The 22,265-nt window shown below is 51.8% G+C and carries 20 protein-coding genes; 15 read left to right on the forward strand and 5 right to left on the reverse strand.

Features of this window, described 5'->3' with window-relative positions; all coding sequences use genetic code 11:
• Positions 1-18: 18 nt before the first annotated feature.
• The 4 genes from ACTH5D_RS08665 to ACTH5D_RS08680 all read right to left on the reverse strand — a co-directional run bounded on the left by ACTH5D_RS08665 (position 19) and on the right by ACTH5D_RS08680 (position 3,296).
• On the reverse strand, positions 19-873 hold the full coding sequence (locus ACTH5D_RS08665; protein WP_441670247.1) for an ABC transporter substrate-binding protein: 855 nt from the start codon (positions 871-873) through the stop codon (positions 19-21).
• Positions 870-1,637 (reverse strand): ATP-binding cassette domain-containing protein, encoded by a 768-nt coding sequence (locus ACTH5D_RS08670; protein WP_441670249.1) that lies wholly within the window; start codon positions 1,635-1,637, stop codon positions 870-872. The genes ACTH5D_RS08665 and ACTH5D_RS08670 overlap by 4 nt, the downstream gene beginning before the upstream one ends.
• Before the next feature lie 107 nt (positions 1,638-1,744).
• Positions 1,745-2,332: a cytochrome b gene (locus ACTH5D_RS08675; RefSeq protein WP_441670251.1), complete on the reverse strand. Its 588-nt coding sequence runs from the start codon at positions 2,330-2,332 to the stop codon at positions 1,745-1,747.
• Between the two features lie 16 nt (positions 2,333-2,348).
• Positions 2,349-3,296 (reverse strand): siderophore-interacting protein, encoded by a 948-nt coding sequence (locus tag ACTH5D_RS08680; RefSeq protein WP_441670253.1) that lies wholly within the window; start codon positions 3,294-3,296, stop codon positions 2,349-2,351.
• Between the two features lie 199 nt (positions 3,297-3,495).
• Between ACTH5D_RS08680 and fhuB the strand changes: the two genes are divergently transcribed.
• A complete protein-coding gene (gene fhuB, locus ACTH5D_RS08685; RefSeq protein ID WP_441670255.1) occupies positions 3,496-5,496 on the forward strand; it encodes a Fe(3+)-hydroxamate ABC transporter permease FhuB in 2,001 nt (666 codons plus the stop codon).
• 35 nt (positions 5,497-5,531) lie between these two features.
• Here fhuB and ltaE read toward each other — a convergent pair whose 3' ends face one another.
• Entirely contained in the window at positions 5,532-6,539 is a 1,008-nt protein-coding gene (gene ltaE, locus ACTH5D_RS08690; protein WP_441670257.1) for a low-specificity L-threonine aldolase, read from the reverse strand.
• Between the two features lie 115 nt (positions 6,540-6,654).
• Here ltaE and ACTH5D_RS08695 point away from each other — a divergent pair, with 115 nt between their 5' ends.
• From ACTH5D_RS08695 to ACTH5D_RS08760, 14 genes are all read left to right on the forward strand, one after another.
• Complete coding sequence (locus tag ACTH5D_RS08695) at positions 6,655-7,893, forward strand: NAD(P)/FAD-dependent oxidoreductase (protein ID WP_441670259.1); 1,239 nt, start codon at positions 6,655-6,657, stop codon at positions 7,891-7,893.
• A gap of 52 nt (positions 7,894-7,945) precedes the next feature.
• Positions 7,946-8,497, forward strand: a complete 552-nt coding sequence (gene speG / locus ACTH5D_RS08700; RefSeq protein ID WP_441670285.1) for a spermidine N1-acetyltransferase — start codon at positions 7,946-7,948, stop codon at positions 8,495-8,497.
• A 690-nt stretch (positions 8,498-9,187) separates the two neighbouring features.
• Entirely contained in the window at positions 9,188-10,000 is an 813-nt protein-coding gene (locus ACTH5D_RS08705; RefSeq protein WP_441670261.1) for an alpha/beta fold hydrolase, read from the forward strand.
• 34 nt (positions 10,001-10,034) lie between these two features.
• Positions 10,035-10,796 carry a metallophosphoesterase family protein gene (locus ACTH5D_RS08710; protein WP_441670263.1) on the forward strand — a complete coding sequence of 254 codons (762 nt, stop codon included), beginning with the start codon at positions 10,035-10,037 and terminating at the stop codon, positions 10,794-10,796.
• 350 nt (positions 10,797-11,146) lie between these two features.
• Positions 11,147-12,130 carry a Bug family tripartite tricarboxylate transporter substrate binding protein gene (locus ACTH5D_RS08715; RefSeq protein WP_441670265.1) on the forward strand — a complete coding sequence of 328 codons (984 nt, stop codon included), beginning with the start codon at positions 11,147-11,149 and terminating at the stop codon, positions 12,128-12,130.
• Positions 12,131-12,198: 68 nt separating this feature from the next.
• A complete protein-coding gene (locus ACTH5D_RS08720; RefSeq protein ID WP_441670267.1) occupies positions 12,199-12,669 on the forward strand; it encodes a tripartite tricarboxylate transporter TctB family protein in 471 nt (156 codons plus the stop codon).
• Positions 12,669-14,180, forward strand: coding sequence for a tripartite tricarboxylate transporter permease (locus ACTH5D_RS08725; protein ID WP_441670269.1), 1,512 nt, complete (start codon positions 12,669-12,671; stop codon positions 14,178-14,180). Before ACTH5D_RS08720 ends, ACTH5D_RS08725 begins: the two co-directional genes overlap by 1 nt.
• Positions 14,181-14,513: 333 nt before the next feature.
• Positions 14,514-15,431 carry a 5-dehydro-4-deoxyglucarate dehydratase gene (kdgD, locus tag ACTH5D_RS08730; protein ID WP_441670271.1) on the forward strand — a complete coding sequence of 306 codons (918 nt, stop codon included), beginning with the start codon at positions 14,514-14,516 and terminating at the stop codon, positions 15,429-15,431.
• Positions 15,432-15,527: 96 nt separating this feature from the next.
• Positions 15,528-16,868, forward strand: a complete 1,341-nt coding sequence (locus ACTH5D_RS08735) for an enolase C-terminal domain-like protein (protein ID WP_441670273.1) — start codon at positions 15,528-15,530, stop codon at positions 16,866-16,868.
• 140 nt (positions 16,869-17,008) lie between these two features.
• Complete coding sequence (locus ACTH5D_RS08740; protein WP_441670275.1) at positions 17,009-17,890, forward strand: tripartite tricarboxylate transporter substrate binding protein; 882 nt, start codon at positions 17,009-17,011, stop codon at positions 17,888-17,890.
• Positions 17,891-18,012: 122 nt separating this feature from the next.
• Entirely contained in the window at positions 18,013-18,519 is a 507-nt protein-coding gene (locus tag ACTH5D_RS08745) for a tripartite tricarboxylate transporter TctB family protein (protein ID WP_441670277.1), read from the forward strand.
• Positions 18,520-18,559: 40 nt separating this feature from the next.
• Positions 18,560-20,053, forward strand: coding sequence for a tripartite tricarboxylate transporter permease (locus ACTH5D_RS08750; protein WP_441670279.1), 1,494 nt, complete (start codon positions 18,560-18,562; stop codon positions 20,051-20,053).
• Between the two features lie 126 nt (positions 20,054-20,179).
• Positions 20,180-21,190, forward strand: a complete 1,011-nt coding sequence (yiaK, locus tag ACTH5D_RS08755; protein ID WP_441670281.1) for a 3-dehydro-L-gulonate 2-dehydrogenase — start codon at positions 20,180-20,182, stop codon at positions 21,188-21,190.
• 396 nt (positions 21,191-21,586) lie between these two features.
• Positions 21,587-22,265 (forward strand): 5-dehydro-4-deoxyglucarate dehydratase (locus tag ACTH5D_RS08760; protein ID WP_441670283.1); only part of this gene is annotated, 679 nt, incomplete at its 3' end.

A 22,265-nucleotide genomic window follows, 5' to 3' on the forward strand; every position in this document is an offset into this window, starting at 1 on the left:
TCCTGCAAAGGGCTCTGATCAACGAGCTAGTAGCGCTTCGCTGAGTAACTCAGCGAAGCGCGCTGCAGATTGGAACCCACCAAAAAAACAAAACCCCGGGAGGCGAATAACCCCAACAGCCAGCACCGCGGGCCGGTGCGGCCACAGTGCAGTGCCCGAAAAATGGTCGCTCATCCCCGCGGGCAGTGGCTCGACGACGACAATGGCCGCATCGGGATAGGGCATCAACTCCTCTAGCGCCACCGTTGAAAAGCCCCACTGGTTGGTCGGATGCTGCCAAACATTGCTCAGCCCCAAGCGTTCGAGTACCGCTTGAAAAAGGCTGTGTTCGCCAAATACGCGTAGATGGCGCGCATCGATGAACTGCACAACCAGTAGCGATGGCTGCTCTTCTAACTGCGTTTTTTGCTGATCCAAATACGTTTCTAAGGCATTGATCATCGCGACCGCTGCATCCTCGCTGCCGCTCAGCGCAGCCAAGGTGTGGGTCGTGCGCTCAAGGCGTTGCCACAAGGGCTCGCCGAGCTGGTAGGTGTCTAGCGCGGTCACGGGGGCAACGCTACTAAGCTGTTCGCTTAAGCGCATATACAGTGGCGAAAGCAAAATATGATCTGGCGCTAGCTGAGCCATTAACTCGCGGTTGGGCTGTGCCCGAAGACCAGCGTCAACAACGCCTGGCGGTAGCTGCTCGGCGCCGGCCCAGCGTTGATACTGGGGAATCTCTGCTAACCCTACGGGCGGATTGTCTAGGGCTATCAATGTTTCGGCAATCGTCCAGTCCAGCGTCACGATAGTGGCTGAGGTGATGGCCTGATTAGAGAGAGAACTCAGGCAGATCAACGCGAATAGCCCGTTGCGAAGGCGACGTGTCATTGGGCAACGGCGATATTGTGTTCTCCGTTAGGATGTTTCATGACCTGCATGGGCAATCCATAAATAGCCTCTAATGTGCTACTGCACATCATCTCGCTAGGCGTGCCGTGGGCGAGTAAGCGCCCGCTGTGCAGGGCCATCAGTTCATCACAGTAGCGCGATGCCATATTGATGTCGTGCAGCACGATAATAACGCCAAGGTTTAGCTCATCACACAGTTTGCGGATCAGTGCTAATACGTCCATTTGGTGAGCGATATCGAGCGCTGCTAACGGCTCATCGAGCAGCAGAAACCGACTGCCCTGGGCGAGTAGCATGGCCAGCCATACGCGCTGGCGTTCACCGCCGGAGAGCGTGTCGACCAGGCGGTCGGCAAAATCTTCAGTGTGGGTTAACGCAATGGCGCGCTCCACGGCGTCAGCATCTTTCTGGCTATGGCGACCCAGTAGCCCATGCCAAGGGTAGCGGCCAAACGCTATGAGCTCACGCCCCGTCAGGTTTTCGGCACTTGGCAAGTGCTGAGGTAAATAAGCCACTTGGCGAGCAAACTCGCGATTACCCCAGTCGCTCAACGGGCGTTGATCAAAATGGATGTCACCTTGACTAGTCGGCTGCTGCTGCGCCATTAACTTTATCAGCGTCGATTTGCCTGAGCCATTATGCCCAATTAGGCCGTAGACCTTACCCTCATGAAAGCTGTGGTCAATGGGATTTAAAATCTGCTTACCATTGATTTCAAAGGTGGTGCCTTTGACCTCGAACATGAATGACTCCTGACGATGGAATAGATATAAAGGGTTGCATTCTAGTGCTAATGGTTCTCATTTTTAACCTTGTGACGACAATAAAAATTTCCATGCACTCGGTTTGCTTAACCCATCATGCGCGCCACTATCTTGTCCTTAACCCAAAAACGATGAGCCAGTGCCATTATTACGTGGCCGATGATTAGCGCCAACAGCAGCCATGATAGCGGACTGTGAAGAAATCCCGCGGGGGCCATCATCCAGGCGATGTCGCGCTCTGCTTCTGGCAGTATCTGCATGCCGTAGAACTGTAATACGCCACCACGGCCATACTGGCGTAGTAGGGCAATAGCAGGTAGTACGATCAGCAGTGTGTAGAAGGCGCAATGAGCACTTCGCGAGAGGATGCCGCTTATTCCCGGTGGTGGGGGCGGGCGATGCTGTCGGTTATGCCATGCCCAGCCTATGCGCACTAAGGTCACCAGAAGTATTAAAATGCCTAAGGACCCGTGAGGCCCAATACTCGCTAGCATCAGCGTCAGGGCGTTTTCGCCCAGCCCTTTCCAGGCGAGCACAACAGTAAACTGTAGTGTCACCAGCGCGGCGGTGACCCAATGAAGCGTTCGGCTTACGTATCCAAAGCTTGCGGTGCTATCTCGCCAGCGCTGGGCGTTGCCCTTCACGGTGCTGAGGGCATCAATATTCAGCGTCATGGTTCTCCGTGATTCTTTAACCGTTGGCCTTGCCCAGGCGCCAATAGCCCATGCTGGTCACGTATTTTTTGGGCAGACCGCGCTCGTTGATTAAGTAACGACGCAGACGCATAGCGACCTTGGTTTCGGCAGCAATCCAAACGTATAAAGGCGCGCTGTTGTCGACGACGGCGGGCTCCCACAGCGGTTCATCATCGTCTTCGCTGTGTTCATCTACGCTGCTATCAGTGGCTGTCGCTGTACAGGGCGTCCCGCCCAGGGCAACAATCTCTTGATGCAAATCAATATCGTGCAGCGCTCCCATCAGCAGTTCGCCGTGTTGGCACCCAGGTTCAGCATCGCGGGCTAGCCAGCGCAGTTCGGTGGCGTGAGGCAGCGGCTGAACATCGTCACTGCGAGGTACTTCAAATAGCGCCTCGACTCTGGGTTTCAACGGTAGTTCATCAAGGCTTTCAAGGATACCCGCCGCCGCTGGCAAGGCCGTTTCGTCAGCAATGATCAGAATGCGGCGCACGCCCTGAGGCGGCTTCCATTCGTAACCTAGTTTTGGGCCTTCCGCATCGGCAGCCGGGGCGGTCATCGCGAGGCGGTCGCCTGGACGTGCGTGGGTTGCCCAACGCGATGCGGGGCCGGTATCACCGTGAAGTACGAATTCAACATCCACCTCGGCACATTCAGGGCGAAGGGCGCGAATAGTGTACGTTCGCGCAGTAGGGCGCTGATCATCCGGCAGGGCGCGATAGGCGCTGTACCAGTCATGCTCTGCGAGCTTGGCGATCTCAAACAGCGGGTCGAGCGTGGCACCGCCTTCGGGAAAGAACAGCTTGATACGCTGATCTGGTGCGTAGGTGGTCATTTGGCTGACGTCTGGGCCGCTAAACGTGAACCTCACAAGCGATGCGCTGACGTGAGTGCGGCGCAAGAGCGTAATATCGAAAATGCGGTAGCTTTGTTTTGCGGCCATAACGTGTACTCACGGGATAAAGGGTATTAATTGTAGCGCTAATCGTTATCATTTAGAATTATGTATTGTATTTCAAATGCTAGCGTTTAAAGCGCGCTAGGGCTCAGAAAATACCTTTTCCATTAGCGGTGCGGATATTCCCGCTGCTTTCCGCACGGCTCACTGCCATGTGTCTGACTGTTACACGAGATAAACCATTATGTTAGGCGTTACATCCAGTACCTATAGTAAGCGCGGTTTATCGCCTGCCAAAACCTGCCTGTTACTGAGTCTGCCGCTGGCCGTACTGCTATATATGGCGTTGCAAGAGCAGGGCGGTTTTATAGTGGGGTTGCGTGCGCTGGTAGCACCCTCCTTTGAGCAGGTTAACGAGCTGCTGCTTTACTATGCGTGGTGGCCGCGCCTCTCGGTTGCTCTTCTGGCCGGTGGCGGTTTGGGGTTGGCTGGGGTGTTGATGCAGCAAGTATTGCGCAACCCGCTGGCATCGCCGACCACCTTGGGAGTGGCGTCAGGCGCTAATCTTGCGCTGATGACGACAACATTGCTGGCACCTGGGCTGTTGGTGATAGGGCGCGAATGGGTCGCTTTGCTAGGCGGCGGGCTGGCGGTTGGCCTGGTATTTCTGCTTTCTTGGCGTCGTGGACTAGCGCCTATGGTGGTTGTACTTTCAGGGCTGGTGGTCAACCTGTATCTCGGCGCCCTGGCGACTGCACTGTTGTTGTTTAACCATGAGGCGCTTTCCGGGCTGCTTATTTGGGGTGCGGGTTCACTGGCGCAAAACGGTTGGGACGGCGCCGCGATGCTCTGGCCTCGACTGGCCATCAGCTGCGTGGTCGCGTGGTTTTTACTGCGCCCACTGGCGGTGCTGGAGTTAGATGATGCCAGCGCTAAAAGCCTGGGCGTATCGCTTGCCTATCTGCGCTTCGCGGCGATGGGGTTGGCTGTTTTTATCACCGGTAGCATTGTGAGCGTGGTGGGTATCATTGGTTTTATCGGTTTGGCTGCACCTAATATCGTGCGCATGGCGGGGGCGCGCAAATTAGGCTCTCGCTTGCTTTGGTCGACGCTTTTAGGGGCGGTACTTCTTGCCACTACGGATCTGGTTCTTCAGCAGTTCTCTGGCATGGCCGCGACATTGATTCCTACTGGCGCCATCACCGGTGCTTTAGGCGCACCGCTGCTTATGTGGCTAATTCCACGTTTAAAACTACAGGGCGATCGGCCGCCGAAAAGTGTGAATGTGTTTGTGCACCGTCATCCCGCTCCCTCACGGTTGGCAACAGGCTTACTGTTAGCGCTACTGGGGGCAACGCTGCTTGGGCTGCTCGTTGGCCAGGGTGTTGATGGCTGGTACTTGCTGGCGCCGGATAACTGGAACGTGATGCAGTGGCGCCTGCCTCGGATAATAGCGGCCGCGGCTAGCGGCTTAATGCTGGCGATTGCGGGGACGATCCTTCAGCGCCTTTCGGCCAACCCCATGGCCAGCCCTGAAGTATTAGGCATCAGTGGCGGCTGTGCTATTGCGCTGGTTTTAGGGGTTTTTCTGCTGCCAGCACCCACCAATATGATGTTAGTAGGCGTAGGGACGCTGGGCGCTTTCGCAACGTTATTAGTGCTGGTGGGCATCAATCGCAAGAGCGGCTTTCTGCCGGAACGTTTGCTGCTGACGGGCGTTGCGATCAGTGCTCTTTTCGATGCAGTGCGTAGCGTGATGCTGGCAGGCGGTGACCCGCGTGGCCAGCAGGTGATTGCTTGGCTGGCAGGTTCTACCTATTACGTAGATATCACCAATGCTGTCGTGGTGGGCGGCATTGCGGCCGTATTGGCGCTGGCCACGCTGCCGTTTACCCGCTGGCTGGATATCATGCCCTTGGGTGCACCAACGGCGCGCGCGCTAGGAGTAACGCTTAATCGTGCTCGCTTAGCGCTGTTGCTACTGGTAGCGCTGCTCACCGCTTGCGCGACGCTGGTGGTGGGGCCGCTTTCGTTTATTGGCCTGCTGGCGCCACATATGGCGCGTTTAGTCGGCTTCTCACGAGCGGGGCAGCACCTGTTGGGCGCTGCGCTGATCGGTATGCTGTTGATGGTGCTGGCCGACTGGGTAGGCCGCCAGCTAATTTTTCCCTATGAGATACCGGCGGGCTTGGTTGCCTCCTTGATTGGCGGCGCATACTTTATGTGGGGACTCCGGCGGCTGTAGTGGTTTATCAACACGCTAGCCCCACGAGATACCATTTAGTGCTGGCTAAAGTAAGCGTTCATTACCGCAATAACCTTATCAATATCCGCATCGTTGATATCGCGATGGACAACGAAACGCGTGGCGTAAAGCAGCTCAATAAGTACGCCATGCTCTTTGAGCCAAGCGGAAAGTGGCTGGATATGGGCGTCAGGGAAGCGTGCGAATACCATGTTGGTGGCCTGGGAAGTGATGTCAACGCCGGGCAGTTTCGCTAGGCCTTCCGCTAGGTGTGCAGCGCGGCGGTGGTCATTGCTGAGATCAGCCACGTGGTGGTCCAGCGCATACTGGCAGGCGGCGGCGATAATGCCTGCTTGGCGCATGCCGCCACCGACCATTTTGCGTAAACGGCGCGCCTTATTGATTAACGCCCGTGAGCCGACCAGGGCTGAGCCCATTGGTGCTCCAAGGCTTTTTGAAAAGCATAGAGAGACGCTGTCGAAGGGCTGGCAGAGCTGCTTCAGTGGGGTGTTCGTGGCGACGGCAGCATTAAACAGTCGTGCGCCGTCTAAGTGTGTCGCCAGCCCGCGTTCACGCGCCAAATTCGTCGCTGCGATGACGTAATCTGTCGATAGCACTTTACCGGCCATCGTGTTTTCCAAGGTCAGAAGTTTACTGCGCGCAAAGTGAAAATCATCAGCCTTGATGGCCGCGCTTATTTTCTCAAGCGGCAGCGTGCCATCGGCGGCGTTCTCAATCGGCTGGGGTTGAATGCTGCCTAATACCGCGGCACCCCCGCCCTCATAGCGATAGGTATGGGCCGACTGCCCCACGATATACTCATCGCCGCGTTCGCAGTGCGCCATTAACCCGACGAGGTTACTTTGAGTGCCGCTAGGAAATAGAAGCGCGGCCTCTGCCCCAGCCAGCTTGGCGAGATTTGCTTGAAAGGCGTTGACCGTTGGGTCATCGCCCCACACGTCATCGCCTACCGGAGCTGCCATCATGGCCTCTTTCATGGCGGGCGTTGGGCGGGTCACCGTATCACTGCGTAAATCAATCATGCGCCTCTCCTGTTTTTGTGGTGGCAGTTACTTGGGCATGTTTTCTCAAGCACGTTTTGAAGGATGCATCTATGGTTAACAGCATACTGCAAGTCTCTCCAGCATAGGCAACCCGATGGATCTAAAAAGTGGCTACCCCTTTTGGGCGATCAAGAACGGCTTGCTAACAGCGTTTCCCAAGCTTACCCACGATCATGCGTGCGATGTTGTGGTGATTGGCGGCGGTATTACCGGTGCTTTAATCGCTGATGAGCTTAGTCGGCACGGCCATCACGTGGTGGTTATTGAGCAGCGTGATGTGGGGTGGGGTAGCTCTGCGGCGAGTACGGCATTGCTGCAATACGAAATAGATACGCACATGACCGATTTAGCTAAACGCTACGGAGAAGCCGATGCAGTACTCGCTTACCGCGCCTGTGCTCAGGCCATTGGCGAGATTGAAACACTGGCGGTGGCGCTAGGCGACGTAGATTTTGAGCGCCAGAAGAGCCTCTACTTTGCCAGTCACGAAGGGGATGTGGCAGTCCTCAAAGAGGAATTGGCGCTGCGCCAAAAGCACGGATTTGATGCCACATGGCTGGACAGTGACGCCGTTTTAGCGGAATACGGCTTTGAGGCGCCTGGGGCTATTCTTACCCAGCTGGCAGCCAGTATTGATCCGTATCGTATGGCCTATCGGCTATTTAATGCCGTTGTCGAGCGTGGAGGGGAGGTATACGACCGCACGCAAATGGCGTCCCTGGCGCCTGACGAGCAGGGCGTGACGTTAACGCTTACTAATGGGGCTACGCTGCGCTGCCAGCACTTAATTATGGCGGCGGGGTATGAGTCACAGGCCTGGCTGCCTGAGAAAGTGGCGATCAATCGCAGCAGCTACGCCTTTATCACCGACCCGCTTTCGCCTGAGGCGTTAGGGATATTACGCCACACGATGGTTTGGGAATCAGCGCGCCCGTACCTTTATATGCGTTGCACCGGCGACGGCCGCTTACTAGTAGGCGGTGATGACGACGATGAAGATATTCCTAAGCGTCGCGATGCTCGGGTTGAAGAAAAAGCCGCGGGCTTGGCGCGTAAGATAGAAGCGCTATGGCCAAGGCTTGATATGAATCCTACCTTCTCATGGGGCGGCACCTTTGCTGAAACGGAAGATGGCCTGCCTTTTTTTGGCCCTCACGAGGCGTTTGGCCCGCGCGTACACTTTGCCATGGCATATGGCGGTAATGGCATAAGCTATAGCATGATTGGCGCAACGTTGCTGCGCGCGCTTATAGAAGGTAGAGAGCACCCGTTGGAAGCGCTGTTTTCGTTTCAGCGTCTGGCTAAATTAGCGGTACGGCAAGACGGCTGTTAACACTCGCTTCAATATGCGCATTATTGAGAGATATCGAGAAGGATGGAAAATGATGGGCCACGCACTTTATTTACGCGCACTGGAGCGCAACGACCTGCGTTTTGTGCATGAGTTAAATAATAACCAGAGCATTATGTCGTACTGGTTTGAAGAGCCTTACGAGTCATTTGACGAGCTAGAGGAGCTTTATAACAAGCATATTCATGACAACGCTGAACGACGATTTGTGGCAGAGGATGGCAATCGTGATGCGATTGGTTTGGTAGAGCTGATTGAAATTGACTACATCCACCGCAGCGGTGAGTTTCAAATTATCATTGCGCCCGATTATCAGGGTAAAGGCTTTGCCCGATCATTAATTCAACAGGCGCTGCACTACTCTTTCACCATCTTAAACCTGCATAAGGTGTACCTCATTGTGGCGGTGGAAAACGTCAAAGCAATCCATCTTTACGAAGAGAGCGGGTTTATTGAGGAGGGGCAGCTGGTTCAAGAGTTCTTTATTAACGGAAAATATCGCGATGTAAAACGAATGTATATTCTACAAGATACCTACCTAGCCCAGCTCGACAGTGCCGACGCTCCAGAAACTAACTGGCTATAAAAAAGCACCTCGTTCATACGAGGCGCTGGGTGTCTGAAACAGATCTTGAGCAATTGCGTTAGCGCAGGAAATCTTAAATAGCATCAAGGGCAGCGAGCTGCAGCCTCGCATGCTGTGCCCATACTTTCATGACAGAGATACGTGCAATATTTTGTTATATAGCCTGTATTGTGCGCTGCAGTATTTTCGCTGCTGGGCAAGATAGTAAGGGCTTTTAAAGGTGTGCGGTAGTCCATAAGGTGTAAGCGATTGACTAATTTGTGTAAGCCAAAGCTTACACAAAGTGCGTTAGCGCGACTATATCTGTGAATGGAAAAGGTTTCCATAAAATTAAAAAGCCGGAAATTATTCCGGCTATGTGGCTTATCTTTTGGTCTTAGGGGGAGGCAAAAACAGCTTAATTAGCCTAAATAGGCTGTTAGCGCTTCGGCGGCGGCACGATGCCATTGGGCGTTTAAGTTCCAGAACGCTAGAACTTCACTATCGCGCGCAGGGTGTAGCGTTAGAAATGTCATTTTGTGGCCCTCCTGGTGGGACAACACCTCTAGTATAGCTGGTTTTTGCTGCATTGCAGTATTTGGTGTTAGGGGACGTCTTTGACAATCTAGCGGGCACCCACTGGCAAGCATTGGAGCCACCGTGCTGACGTGCTATGTTCATCGCCAACTAAGAAAAATCACATAGCTACTAATGACGAACTCAGCCTTATCCTCTTTCGAACAACATGACCAGTGGGTCGATGCGCCCGATGGTCACCTGTTTGCGCGCACCTGGCGGTCAAGCCAAACGCAAATGTCTGAAAGTCCCATCGTCCTGCTGCATGACTCATTAGGCTGCGTTGCGCTATGGCGCAGTTTTCCTGCGGCGCTATGCATCGCCACTCAGCGCCGCGTGATTGCCTATGACCGTGTTGGTTTTGGTCTATCTACCGCGCGTAACGATATGCTGCCGTTAAGTTTTATCGACGATGAACCCAGCCAAGGGTTTGCAGCGCTTCGCGATGCTCTGGGCGTAGAGCGCTTTATCGCGATGGGACACAGCGTGGGCGGCTGTATGGCCGTTCAGTGTGCTGGGGCTTACGTCGATGATTGCGATGGTTTAGTCACTATTTCTGCGCAGGCCTTTAATGAACAGCGCACGCGAAGCGGTATCGTAAAAGCCCAGGTCGCATTTCAGGCACCAGAGCAGCTTGCTAAGCTAACTAAATACCACGGCGATAAAGCCCGCTGGGTACTCAATGCCTGGACAGAAACATGGTTGAACCCAGCGTTTGAAAACTGGTCATTAGTGCCCGCACTTGAGCGCGTCAAGTGCCCTAGTCTGATCATTCATGGGGCAAACGATGAGTATGGTTCTCGCCGGCAGCCGGTAAGCATTGTTCACCATCTAAAAGGGCCTGCGCACTGTGAAATACTGGCGAATATTCATCATGTGCCTCACCGTGAGTGTGAAGCCGATGTGGTGAGATTGATAAGCCCGTTTGTTGCGCAAATTTCGCGCTAAGTTCTGCTCTGAGTGACGAGCAAAAGGAGAGTCAATGCGCCTGCGTGTTTTGTCTGATTTACACTTGGAGCACTTTGATGGATACCGCGAATTGCCTGAGGTTGAGGCTGATGTTGTCATCCTGGCGGGCGATATTCACCGCCAGTGTGAAGGGCTTGCGTGGGCTCGCCGGAGCTTTCCCGACACGCCCATTATCTATGTGCCCGGTAATCACGAGTTCTATGATTCCTGCCTGCCATTGCTGCGTAAGGAACTGGCGGTGGAGGCCAAGCGGCTCGAGATTGAGCTACTGGATAGTCGTAGCATTACGTTGAACGGCGTGCGCTTTTACGGCACCACGCTATGGACTGATTTTGCGCTTTACGCCGGTGATCCGACAAAGAATCCGGCTGATACTCTGTCTAAAGCGCTACGCTATATGCCTGATTTTTGCATCGTCAAAACCGCCCCAGACCACATTTTTACGCCTGAAGAAAGCTGCCAGCTACATAGTGAGGCCCGCCATTGGCTCGAAGGGGAGCTTGCCCTGCCATTTGATGGCCCCAAGGTGGTAATCAGTCATCATGCACCGCTTCACGACTGCATTCCCAGCCAATATCTAGGCGATGACCTTTCTCCTGCGTTTGCCTCTCATCTTCCTCATTTAATGGGCAAAATGGATGTATGGATTCATGGGCACGTTCATGAGCCGGTTGATATGTTGCGCAATGGTACGCGTGTCATTGCCAATCCCGGTGGCTATCCCGATGAGTTCAAGCCTGTGCTGTTTAGGTCTGATTGGGTGGTTGCTGTGTAACGCATGTTGATGCGTCACTATATTGGTTGTTTTTCAATAGGATGAAGCTACATCCGTAGCCTTTTAAAATTATTATTGGCTAACTTATGCCTACTACTTTGGTTTAGATTTTACAACTTCCGCTTGCACCAAGTTGCGGCGATATTTATCTTTCAGTTGTATGATGTATTACATTGAGTTTTAAGCTAAGCCCACCCATGCTGCGCTTGCCAACAAGCTGGCAATACATGCTCATAATCTCACTTGGGTTTGTTTGTCTGGTGATTAAGGCCGCTCATTCCCAACAGAAATCACTTAAAACGCATACCGAGCCATTTCTTTACTGAGTATGTGCAAAAGGAGTCGTTGCAATGTGCAAAAATAAAAAATCCATGCTAACGCTGGCCGGTGCAGTCGCCTTATCCACACTGTCTGGCGCTGTGTTAGCTGACTACCCCGAGCGCGATATCCGTGTGATTGTACCGTGGGGGGCCGGTGGCGGCACTGATGGCATTGTCCGTAAGCTAACCAGCATTGCTGAGGATAGCCTTGATGTTTCAATGTACGTGGAAAACATCGAAGGTGGCGTTAGTGCTACAGGCCTAGGTCAGGTGATGAGCGCTCGGCCTGATGGTTATACACTGGGTGTACTGACCTATGACAGCATTGTGACTGTGCCTTGGCAAGCCATGTTGCCAAGTTATGATATTGATAAATTAAAATTAATTGCTCGAGTGACAAGCGAGCCCGACGCTATCGTAGTCGATGCGGATTCCGATTATGAGACGATCCACGACCTTATTGAGGCAGCCAAAGAAAATCCTGGCGAGGTGCGTGTAGCTATCCAAAACTTGGGTGGGCGTATCCATCTGGCTATCTTGCAGCTACAAGAGTTGACTGGGGCTGAGTTTAGGATCATCTCTTATCCCGGTGGAGCTGCTCCGCAGAAAGAGGCCATTTTGTCCGACGAGGTTGATGTGGCGCTGACCAGCCTGGGCGATTTTTCAAATCTTATCGAAGACGGCACTGTGCGTGGACTGGTCGAGTTTACTGATACGAAGAACCCTACTTACCCTGATGTGCCAACGTCGGCTGAAGAGGGAATAGACCTACTCATGGGCAGCTTCATTGTTATTGCCGCACCCGCGGATACCTCTGAAGAAGCTATTGCGACCTTGGAAAGCGCTTATCAAACAGCGTATTACAGTAATGAATTTCAAGAATGGGTGGCTGACGTTGGCGTGACTCCCAATTGGCTGGGTGTCGATGAAGTAACCCCTTGGGCTGAAGAAACAGCCGAATCACTATTTAGCGAAATGGATGCGATGGTTGAGTCGGGCGTTATGTCCAAGTAATCAGTATCGAGTATCGAGTGGCATCGGTTTCGATGCCACGACCCATTCATTTAAAGGGTTCCGCGTCAATGAGCAACGTCGAGCGATTCAGAAAGTCGGCAGTACTGTTCCCAGTCTTCCTGCTGATATTGACTACCGTCTATTTGGCAGAGGCATTGAGCATTCGTTCGCAGTTTGGTGAAGACACCATTGTAGGCCCACGCTTCATGCCTATCCTCATAGCTATCATGATGTATATCGCACTGTTGGCTGTGTTGGTGGACGAGTGGCGCAAAAATGAACAAGTATCTGCAAATAGCTCTTTTCTCAGGCCATTGATGATTGTGGTGGCAACGGCAATCTATATCGCCGTGTTTCGCCCTTTAGGTTATATACCTGCCACGTTGGGGTTTGTGGTGGCGCTGTTTCTTATCTTTGGCTTTGAGCGAAAGCGTCCTGCTTTCTTCGCGTTGTATGCCGTTGCCGTGACGGCGCTCTTTTATGGCCTGTTTGCCGGTATTTTTAACGTGCGTCTGCCTCCAGTGCTAGGAGGGTTCTGATGGATACATTTATCAGTTTTATGGGCGGTTTTGGTGCCCTAATGAGTTGGGAAGTGCTGGGCTTCATGATAGCCGGTTTTTTAATTGGCACTTTTTTTGGTGCAATGCCAGGTCTTACTTCGGTATTGGCCATTGCGCTTCTGTTACCGATTACCTACACGATTGATGTTGTGCCGGCGTTGGTCATGTGCGCCTCGATATTTATGGCAGGAATGTATTCGGGGAGTATAACGGCCACAACCATCAATATTCCCGGTGCACCATCGTCAATGATGACGGCCGTAGAAGGTAATGCACTGATGTTAAAGGGGCAGGGTGCTAATGCGCTAGGTCACGCAGCATTGGGCTCCATGATCGGCGGGGCGGTTGGTGCATTATTGCTCATGGCGTTTATGCCGATTGCAGGCGAATTGGCGCTGTTGATCCGCACGCCAGGGAAATTTTCTCTCGTTCTCTTTGCATTGGTAGTCATTATCATTGTCGATAAAGGCGCAATCGCTAAGGGAATTGTGGCTACCTCGTTGGGCATTATGCTAGCGACGGTGGGCATCGATGTGCTTCAGCCTATTCCGCGTTTTAACTTTGGCACTGAGCTGTTGGTCGAAGGTATCGGTTTGATGCCGGTAGTGATCGGCGCGTTTGCCGTCAGTGAGTTGCTAATCCAAGCTCAGAATTGGAGCCTTTCGCTAGACAGTGCTATTGATCGAGCCAAATCTCTTAAAATTCGCCGCCGTGATTTCATTCCTCCTTGGTCCGAAATCCGTGAAATTGGTTTTTTTACCTACATTAAGAGTACTTTCGTCGGCTATGCCATTGGCATACTGCCTGGTGCTGGTGGTTCCATGGCGGCGTTTGTTGCCTATGCTGATGCCAAACGTAGCTCCAAGAAGCCCGAAGAATATGGGCATGGTAGCCGTGAGGGGATTGCTTCTGCTGAATCAGCGAACAACTCCATGTGTGGAGGGGCCTTCGTGCCCATGATGATGTTTGGTATTCCGGGTGATCCTACAACGGCTATTGTGCTTGGTGTATTAGTGATCAACGGCTTGCAGCCTGGCCCGCGCCTTATCGAGCAACAGGCCGACCTGATTGCCCCTATGTTTGCTTCTTTGTTTGTGAGTGCGCTAATTCTTATCCCGTTAACACTATTTCTGTTTGGTCCGTATTTTATTCGTATCGTCTCGATTTCTCGCGGCCTTCTCTATAGCTCTATCGCAGTGGTGGCGTTAGTCGGCAGCTACGTGGCAACCTACTCTATTTTTCAGATGTTCTTAGCGTTGATATTCGGCGTGTTGGCTTTCTTCTTGCGCAAGCATAACTACTCGGTTGTGGCCATGCTGCTGGGGTTCATTCTGGGGCCAGATCTAGAGCAGTACTTGCGACGAGCCTTGTCCTTCAATGATGGTAACCCGATCATCTTTTTGACGAGTCCAGATAGTTTAGCGTTCCTAGTGTTGACCGTCGTATTTGCCTATCTGATTCTGCGTAAGAGGCCGAAGCTCAATGCTTGAGTCTAGTCGCTAATTAATAAGCATCGCTTCGTTTATTCGACCCGCACCATAAGAGCCAGCGTTGGTGCGGGCGATTACCATCAAGAGTGCGACATGGCAATAAAAGCCCGTCCCTTGCCGTGTGCTAGGCCTGTTGACGTTTGGGTGAAGAAAGCTTGGCGGTATAAGACCGGCTTGCAGCCGCTACTTTGGTTTATATTTCACAGCTTCTGCTTGCACCATCCCTTCGGGATACTTATCTTCATGATTGTATGATGTATTACATTAAGAGTTGAGCAGCTCGATGGTGCTAGCTCACCCAGTGGGCAACGCATTTATAAAAGAGGGTACAACGTGAAATTTTCAAAGGAAGCAGTAACAAAGGCCATCGGCGATGGCTTGCTATCATTTCCTATTACCGATTTTGATAGCCAGGGTCGCTTTGATGAAGCGAGCTATCGTAAACGGCTGGGGTGGTTCATCAGTCATGATATTTCAGCTGTTTTTGTAGCCGGCGGTACGGGTGAGTTTTTTAGCTTGTCGCTTGACGAGTATCGTCAGATTGTTCGCGTCGCGGTTGAAGTAATTGACGGCCGCTTGCCGGTTATTGCTAGCGCTGGGTTGAGCGTTGAAGCCGGCGTAGCGTTTGCTAAGGCGGCAGAAGAGGCGGGCGCTGATGGTATTCTCTTGATGCCTCCGTACCTTACCGAGTGCCCACAGGATGGCTTGGTCGAGTATGCGCGTCAGGTATGTGAGTCTACTGAACTGAACGTGATTTATTACAACCGCGGCAACGGCATTATGACGGCTCCGTCCGTTCAGCGGCTCGCCGACCTTTGCCCCAATTTAATTGGTTTGAAAGATGGTAAGGGCGATATTCAGGCGCTAAATAAAATTATCAAAACGGTTGGCGATCGTCTGTCCTATATCGGCGGCGTTCCTACGGCTGAAATCTTTGCCGAAGCTTATCTCTCTATTGGCGTGAATACCTACTCCTCTGCGGTGTTCAACTTCGTGCCTGATATGGCAGTTACCTTTTATAAAGAGCTGCGCAAAGGCAATAAAGACGCTGTTAAGAAAATTACCAACGACTTCTTTATTCCGTTTGTAGACCTACGTGATCAAAAAGCCGGCTATGCCGTCAGCTTGATTAAAGCCGGCGCTGCCCTAATAGGCCGCCCAGCAGGCGATGTGCGAGCGCCGCTGGTCATGCCAGCCAAAGATGAGTGTCAACAGCTTGAAAGGCTGATCGAGAAGGCGAAATCTATTTAAGTGTTTGCGATTGGACGTCGCGAGTAAATTGTTTGCGTGACAATCAGCATAAAAATGATGGTCAGCGTACTAAAGATATCTAATGGAGCAATGTTTATGCCGAGCCACGGTACTCCCACGATAACCGCGATGCAGGTTATTCCAGTAGCTGGTCGCGATAGCATGCTGCTCAATATCGGTGGCGCCCATTCGCCATATTTTACACGCAACTTGGTTATTCTTAAGGATAACGCTGGGAATGTTGGTGTCGGCGAAGCGCCTGGTGGCGAGACGATCCAGCAGTCGCTTGAACAATCGCGAGAGCGGGTAGTGGGCCAGCCTATCAGTAAGTTGCGCTCTATGATTTCCTCACTACATAGCGTGGGGCTTAGCGCTGACTCTGAGGATTTTGGTAAGGGTTCATGGACCTTCGAGCTGCGCATCAATGCGGTTGCCGCTCTTGAGGCGGCGCTGCTTGATCTGATGGGCAAGTTTTTGGGCGTGCCTGTGGCAGAGCTTCTGGGGAATGGGAAACAGCGCGATAGCGTTGACGTTCTTGGATACCTGTTCTTCATCGGCGATGGCCATGAGACACCATTGGATTTTCGTCGCGGTAGCGAGGGGCTAAATCATGATTGGTATCGTCAACGTGATGAGCCTGCGATGACTCCGCAAAGAATCGTTGAGCTTGCAGAAGCCGCGCATGACCGTTATGGATTTAAAGATTTTAAGCTCAAAGGTGGAGCGTTAGCAGGGGAGAAAGAAATTGCAGCAGTCACCGCACTGCACAATGCTTTTCCAGAAGCGCGTACCACAATTGATCCTAACGGCGCATGGTCACTTGATGAAGCCATTCGTTTGTGTAAAGACCTGCACGGTGTGATCGCTTACGCCGAAGATCCTTGTGGTCCAGAGCAGGGCTTCTCCGGCCGAGAAATTTTGGCTGAGTTCCGCCATGCGACGGGGTTGCCTGTCGCCACTAATATGGTCGCTACCAATTGGCGTGAAATGGCCCATGCGCTGATGTTACGTTCAGTTGATATTCCCCTTGCCGACCCGCACTTTTGGACCCTGTCAGGGGCGGTACGTGTTTCTCAGCTGTGCCAAGATCATGGCATGACGTGGGGGTCGCACTCGAATAATCATTTCGATATTTCACTCGCCATGTTTGCTCAGGTTGGTGCTGCGGCCGTCGGGCGTACAACGGCACTGGATACCCACTGGATTTGGCAGGAAGGTGATGCTCGCCTAACGTGCAATCCGCCAGAGATTGCTGGCGGCAAAGTGGCTGTGACCGATGCTCCAGGACTGGGTGTGGAGGTCGATATGAGCCAAATCGAGAAAGCCAACGCACTTTATCGTAGCCTGCCTTCAGGTGGACGTAGCGACGCGATAGCAATGCAGTATTTGATCGATGGCTGGACCTTCGATCCCAACCGACCGGCACTGGTTCGCTAAGCGGGATCTCACGCCCCAGTATATTTGAGTCAATCAATAAACGACGGGGCTTTTCAACGTCAGTAAGAGGTAAGCTAATAATGAAAAAACTATTGAGTACGCTAACTCTCGCTATAGGAATGGTTGCCGGAGGCCAGGCAATGGCTAGCGATTATCCGAGTAAGAGTATCGAAGTGATTGTGCCGTTTTCTGCGGGTGGGGGTAATGACACATTTGTCCGAGCACTACAGCCGTTGTTAGAAGAACAACTGGGTGAAACGTTAGTCATTCGTAATATCGCAGGTGGGGGCGGTGCCGTTGGTTTGTCTCGGGGTGTAGCCTCTGCCGCTGATGGCTATACGATGATGGCGGCAAGTACCGGTATGCTGTCACTTGAAGCCATGGGGAACGTACCTTTTACTCATGAAGATTTTGATTTTATTGCAAAAGTTGTTGAAGAGCCCTATTTGCTTGCCGTTAGTAGCGAAGGTCCTTATCAGGATGTCGACAGTTTGATTGAAGCTGCTTCCGCTGGTTCGGTTCGCGTCGGCGTCTCCGGTATAGGTTCGTCCGCGCATATTACGGCTAATGCCATTGCTAATATTACCGACTCAAATTTTAATTTAATTCCTTATCCTGGAGGTTCGGAAGCTATCTCAGCGGTAATGGGTGGTCACGTTGAGGCCGTGGTACTTGGTGGCGCTGAGCTACGTTCGGGACTTAAAGCTGGCCGCCTAAATGCTCTCGCGACAAGCTATGCTGAGCGCAGTGACAACTTGCCTGACGTACCGACTTTTCAAGAGTCTGGTTATGATTTGACGATTAGCGTATGGCGCGGTCTTGTTGGGCCTAAAGGCCTACCCGAAGACGTTAAAGAGCAGTGGGTTGCTGCAATTCAACAAATTGTTGAAGACGGTTCTTATGAAGAAACCGCTAATAACCTGGGCACTGAGCTAGCGCCTCTTTATGGCGATGAACTCGATGTTTTCATCGATGAATCAGCCGCTATTATGCTTGAGGCTGCCGGGGATTTGGCAAACTAATATCACTCCTAGGTGCTGCCAAAGTGGTCTTGGCAGCACGATCACTAAAACCGACTTTAATAGATATCGTCGATCACATAGTTACTAGTGTTGCCACTAATAGAGTGGTTGGAGTTTTATTTATGGAACGTGATATTGGAAAGCCTCTGTTCAATCTATTTTTGATGATCATTTCGGCAGTTGCCTTTGTAGTAGCTTCCGGTTTACCCAATTACGAGATTGTTGGTGATCTATCTCCTGCCTTTTTTCCTCAACTTTTATCAGGGCTAATCTTTCTGTTTGCGATCCCCTGTTTGGTAAAAGACGTTAGCGAGTGGCGGGCTGCAAAAGGTGTCAGATCACAATCGACGGATTCTTCGCGCACACGTGGTGTCGTGCAGTGGCTATTTATCATCGTATTGCTGATTGGCTATATCGTCGCCTTTGAGCCTCTTGGCTATATCGCCAGTACGGCACTTTTCATTTTTTTCTGCGTTGTAGGGCTCGTCTTTATAAGTGGAGTATGGGCATCGCTTTCGGCTACTGAGCGCGGAAAATCGCTCGTGGCGGCATTGATATTTGCCATCTTGCTGACGCTGGGGATCTTTTATGTGTTCACCGAGCTGTTTAATATTCCGCTCCCCACGTGACCGGATACATTTTGTACGTGAAATTTAGGAGGCTTTTATTATGTCCGGTTATATAGATGGCCTAGGTATGGTGTTGCAGTGGGGCACTTTACTCGCTATAGCAGGCGGTACTTTACTTGGGATTATCATGGGGGCGCTTCCTGGGTTAACCTCGGCGATGGCGATTGCTTTACTCTTACCGGTAACCTTTGGTATGCCGCCTGTAGCGGGAATCGGAATGCTGCTTGGCGCACTGTGTGGTGCAGGCGCTAGCGGATCTATCCCTGCCATTTTATTGAACATCCCTGGGACGCCTTCATCGGTTGCGACAACGTTTGACGGCTTTCCTATGGCGCAAAAGGGTGAGGCAGGTCGAGCGCTTGGCTTGGCCATTGTCGCTTCGTTCTTTGGCGGCGTGGCGAGTATGGTGGTTCTGAGCTTATTGGCCCCGCCAATTGCTGAGTTTGCACTACGATTCGGTCCTGCTGAGTATTTTTCTCTCAGTATATTCGGCTTAGTCATTATTGCGTCAGTAGCCGGTAAATCACTACTTAAAGGATTGATTGCCGGGCTGATTGGTTTTTTCATTTCAACGATTGGTACCGACCCGATTACAGGGGTAGGGCGTTTTACCTTCGACGAGCTGTCGCTATTAACCGGTGTTAATTTACTGGCTGCTTTAATCGGTCTTTTTGCGGTCTCTCAGGTACTCAAAGATGCCTTTGAATATGATCCATATGAGCGGATGAAAGAAAGTGCGCACCGTATTGATATCGCCAAGCCGCGCTTTGTTGAAACGCTGAAACACTGGAAGGCTTTATTGATAGGTATCGCGTCTGGCTCAGTGGTTGGGCCGATACCAGGAGCGGGCGGCAGCATTGCTTCACTAGTGGCTTATGATCAAACGCGGCGTTTTTCTAAATCGCCCGAGAAGTTTGGAAAGGGCTACGCACCAGGTGTTGTGTCGGTTGAGAGTGCTAATAACGCGCTACTTGGTGGCGCTTTAATTCCTACCTTGGCCTTGGGCATCCCCGGCGAAGCTGCTACCGCCGTGCTACTCGGTGGTTTGATGATTCAAGGCATTACACCTGGTCCGCTTCTTTTCGCCGATCAAAGCGGTACTATTTATGGCATCTTCTTGGCTTATCTGGTCGCCAATTTCTTTATGCTGCTTATCATGTGTCTGGGTATCAAGTTATTCATTCGCGTGCTGATGGTGCCTAGGAAACAGCTGCTGGCCGCGATTCTAGTGTTCTGTTTCATTGGTGTGTATGGCGTGGATGGCGATGTATTTAATCTTTATCTGATGCTGGGTTTCGGTGTTTTGGGTTATTTCCTTAATCGTTACGATTTTGGCACAGCGCCAGTCATTCTAGGGCTAATTTTAGGACCTATCGCTGAATCAAATCTGCGCCGAGGGCTGCAGTCATTTGAGGGTGATTGGACACCGTTCTTTACGCGACCTATCAGTATTACCTTCTTGATTATAGCGGCTGGGTTATTGGCGTTGACCCTATGGCAGAACTACCGTAGCAGGCAGCCGCACGCTATGTAGCATCGTCTAAAGTCCCTTTTAAGGTACCTGTTAAGAAGGTGGCTATTGATCCATTACCGTCATTCGTGGCGGTAGGATATCAACGTCTATTCGCAGTAGTGGTCTGTTTTTACTCTGGAGTAAGTGATGGCTAGTATCGATTTTGAAACGCTTCAAAACACTATAGAAAGGTCTTTACTAAAGACAGGGCTAAAGCCAGATGCTGCTGCGACGTGCGCCAGAGTTCACGCTGAAAGCACTCGCGACGGCGTACATTCTCATGGTATTGGCCGGGTTCCACGGTTCATTGAATATGTTGGGCGCGGTTGGGTTGATATTGATGCCAAGCCAAGCCTTGTGCAACGAATGGGAGCGATCGAGATACTTGATGGTGGTTTTGGGGTGGGTGTGATTAACGCACTTCATGCGACAGAACGAGCTATTGCTTTGGCTCGTGAGCACGGGATGGGACTGGTTGCGTTGCGCGATACCACTCATTGGATGCGTGGAGGGAGCTACGGCTGGCACGCGGTTGAGCAAGGGTTCGCTACGATTATGTGGACTAACACCGAGTCCTGTATGCCCGCTTGGGGTGGGGCTTCGCAGTCAATTGGCAATAACCCATTGGTGATGGCGGTACCGCACAGCACCGGGCCTCTTGTGCTAGATATGGCGATGTCTCAGTTCTCTTATGGAAAGCTGCAGACTACTCAACTGAAAGGAGAGCACCTGCCCATCGATGGAGGTTTTGACGAGACTGGACAGTTAAGTCGTGATCCTGCAGCGATCGCAGCGACGCGCCGTTTACTGCCGACGGGTTATTGGAAAGGCTCTGGATTGGCTATTTTGCTTGATGCGTTGGCTGCCCTGCTATCTCAAGGGCGCCCTAGCCATGCAATTGATAAAGTTCAGCGGGGCAGCGGCGGCGGCAGTAGCCAAGTTTTTATGGTTTTTGACCCTGAACAGCTTGGTGGGCGCGATGCTTGCGATAGCATTGTTGAGGGTATCCAGTCGCATCTCGCCGCTACCACTCCTGCGGAGCCGGGTAGTGCCGTGCGCTGGCCTGGCGAGTCAACTTCTCGCCAGCGATACGGCGAAGTGCCGATTATTGTTGATGACATGCTGTGGCGCTCTGTTTGTGATCTCGCTGGTGATTAGGCCAGGGGGGAAGGCATGTTAAAAATAGCAGGTTGTCAACAGTCTAATGTTCGGCTGGATATCGATAGTCAAACCGGTGATCTGCAGAGATATCTATGCTGGCGCTTTGAGTGCCGCAAGGTATTGACTGTGTGGCTCTAAATAACGATAGGTTTAAGTCACAGAAGATTTTACCTTCGCTGGTACGCGCCCCAGGCCAATTTGTCCAAAACTAGAATGGCCGCATTGCTCATCTGCTTTGAGCTACTACTTTGGTTTATATTTCACAGCTTCTACTTGCACCATGCCTTCGGGATACTTATCTTCATGGTTGTATGATGTATTACATTAAACGTTGGGCAGCTCGATGGTGCTAGCTCACCCAGGGATCAACGCATTTATAAAAGAGGGTACAACGTGAAATTTTCAAAAGAAGCAGTAACAAATGCCATCGGCAATGGCTTGTTATCATTTCCTATTACCGATTTTGATAGCCAGGGTCGCTTTGATGAAGCGAGCTATCGTGAGCGTTTAGAGTGGTTCATCAGTCATGATATTTCAGCCGTTTTTGTGGCGGGCGGTACGGGTGAGTTTTTTAGTCTTTCGCTTGACGAGTACCGTGAGGTTGTTCGCGTTGCGGTTGAGGTCATTGATGGCCGCTTGCCGGTTATTGCTAGCGCTGGGTTGAGCGTTGAAGCAGGCGTGGCGTTTGCAAAAGCGGCAGAAGAAGCCGGCGCTGATGGCATTCTCTTAATGCCTCCGTACCTTACCGAGTGCCCACAAGATGGCTTGGTGGAGTATGCTCGCCAAATTTGTGATTCCACTGAGCTGAACGTGATTTATTACAATCGTGGCAACGGTATTATGACGGCTTCTTCTGTTCAGAAGCTTGCCGATCATTGCCCTAACTTAATCGGCTTGAAAGATGGCAAGGGCGATATTCAGGCGTTAAATAAAATTATCAAAACGGTTGGTGATCGTCTGTCTTATATCGGCGGCGTTCCTACGGCTGAAATCTTTGCCGAAGCGTATCTCTCTATCGGCGTGAATACCTACTCCTCTGCGGTGTTCAACTTCGTGCCTGATATGGCAGTTA

This window comes from Halomonas sp., assembly GCF_052095695.1.
GTDB lineage: Bacteria > Pseudomonadota > Gammaproteobacteria > Pseudomonadales > Halomonadaceae > Vreelandella.

What these genes read in the sequence shown, in the direction of transcription:
- ACTH5D_RS08675 (WP_441670251.1), bottom strand. Translation starts at nt 2,332, where the DNA reads ATGACGCTGAATATTGATGCCCTCAGCACCGTGAAGGGCAACGCCCAG.
- ACTH5D_RS08745 (WP_441670277.1), top strand. Translation starts at nt 18,013, where the DNA reads ATGGAACGTGATATTGGAAAGCCTCTGTTCAATCTATTTTTGATGATC.
- ACTH5D_RS08680 (WP_441670253.1), bottom strand. Translation starts at nt 3,296, where the DNA reads ATGGCCGCAAAACAAAGCTACCGCATTTTCGATATTACGCTCTTGCGC.
- ACTH5D_RS08670 (WP_441670249.1), bottom strand. Translation starts at nt 1,637, where the DNA reads ATGTTCGAGGTCAAAGGCACCACCTTTGAAATCAATGGTAAGCAGATT.
- ACTH5D_RS08740 (WP_441670275.1), top strand. Translation starts at nt 17,009, where the DNA reads ATGGCTAGCGATTATCCGAGTAAGAGTATCGAAGTGATTGTGCCGTTT.
- ACTH5D_RS08725 (WP_441670269.1), top strand. Translation starts at nt 12,669, where the DNA reads ATGGATACATTTATCAGTTTTATGGGCGGTTTTGGTGCCCTAATGAGT.
- ACTH5D_RS08735 (WP_441670273.1), top strand. Translation starts at nt 15,528, where the DNA reads ATGCCGAGCCACGGTACTCCCACGATAACCGCGATGCAGGTTATTCCA.
- ACTH5D_RS08710 (WP_441670263.1), top strand. Translation starts at nt 10,035, where the DNA reads ATGCGCCTGCGTGTTTTGTCTGATTTACACTTGGAGCACTTTGATGGA.
- fhuB (WP_441670255.1), top strand. Translation starts at nt 3,496, where the DNA reads ATGTTAGGCGTTACATCCAGTACCTATAGTAAGCGCGGTTTATCGCCT.
- ACTH5D_RS08720 (WP_441670267.1), top strand. Translation starts at nt 12,199, where the DNA reads ATGAGCAACGTCGAGCGATTCAGAAAGTCGGCAGTACTGTTCCCAGTC.
- speG (WP_441670285.1), top strand. Translation starts at nt 7,946, where the DNA reads ATGGGCCACGCACTTTATTTACGCGCACTGGAGCGCAACGACCTGCGT.
- ACTH5D_RS08750 (WP_441670279.1), top strand. Translation starts at nt 18,560, where the DNA reads ATGTCCGGTTATATAGATGGCCTAGGTATGGTGTTGCAGTGGGGCACT.
- ACTH5D_RS08695 (WP_441670259.1), top strand. Translation starts at nt 6,655, where the DNA reads ATGGATCTAAAAAGTGGCTACCCCTTTTGGGCGATCAAGAACGGCTTG.
- ltaE (WP_441670257.1), bottom strand. Translation starts at nt 6,539, where the DNA reads ATGATTGATTTACGCAGTGATACGGTGACCCGCCCAACGCCCGCCATG.
- yiaK (WP_441670281.1), top strand. Translation starts at nt 20,180, where the DNA reads ATGGCTAGTATCGATTTTGAAACGCTTCAAAACACTATAGAAAGGTCT.
- ACTH5D_RS08715 (WP_441670265.1), top strand. Translation starts at nt 11,147, where the DNA reads ATGTGCAAAAATAAAAAATCCATGCTAACGCTGGCCGGTGCAGTCGCC.
- ACTH5D_RS08705 (WP_441670261.1), top strand. Translation starts at nt 9,188, where the DNA reads ATGACGAACTCAGCCTTATCCTCTTTCGAACAACATGACCAGTGGGTC.
- ACTH5D_RS08665 (WP_441670247.1), bottom strand. Translation starts at nt 873, where the DNA reads ATGACACGTCGCCTTCGCAACGGGCTATTCGCGTTGATCTGCCTGAGT.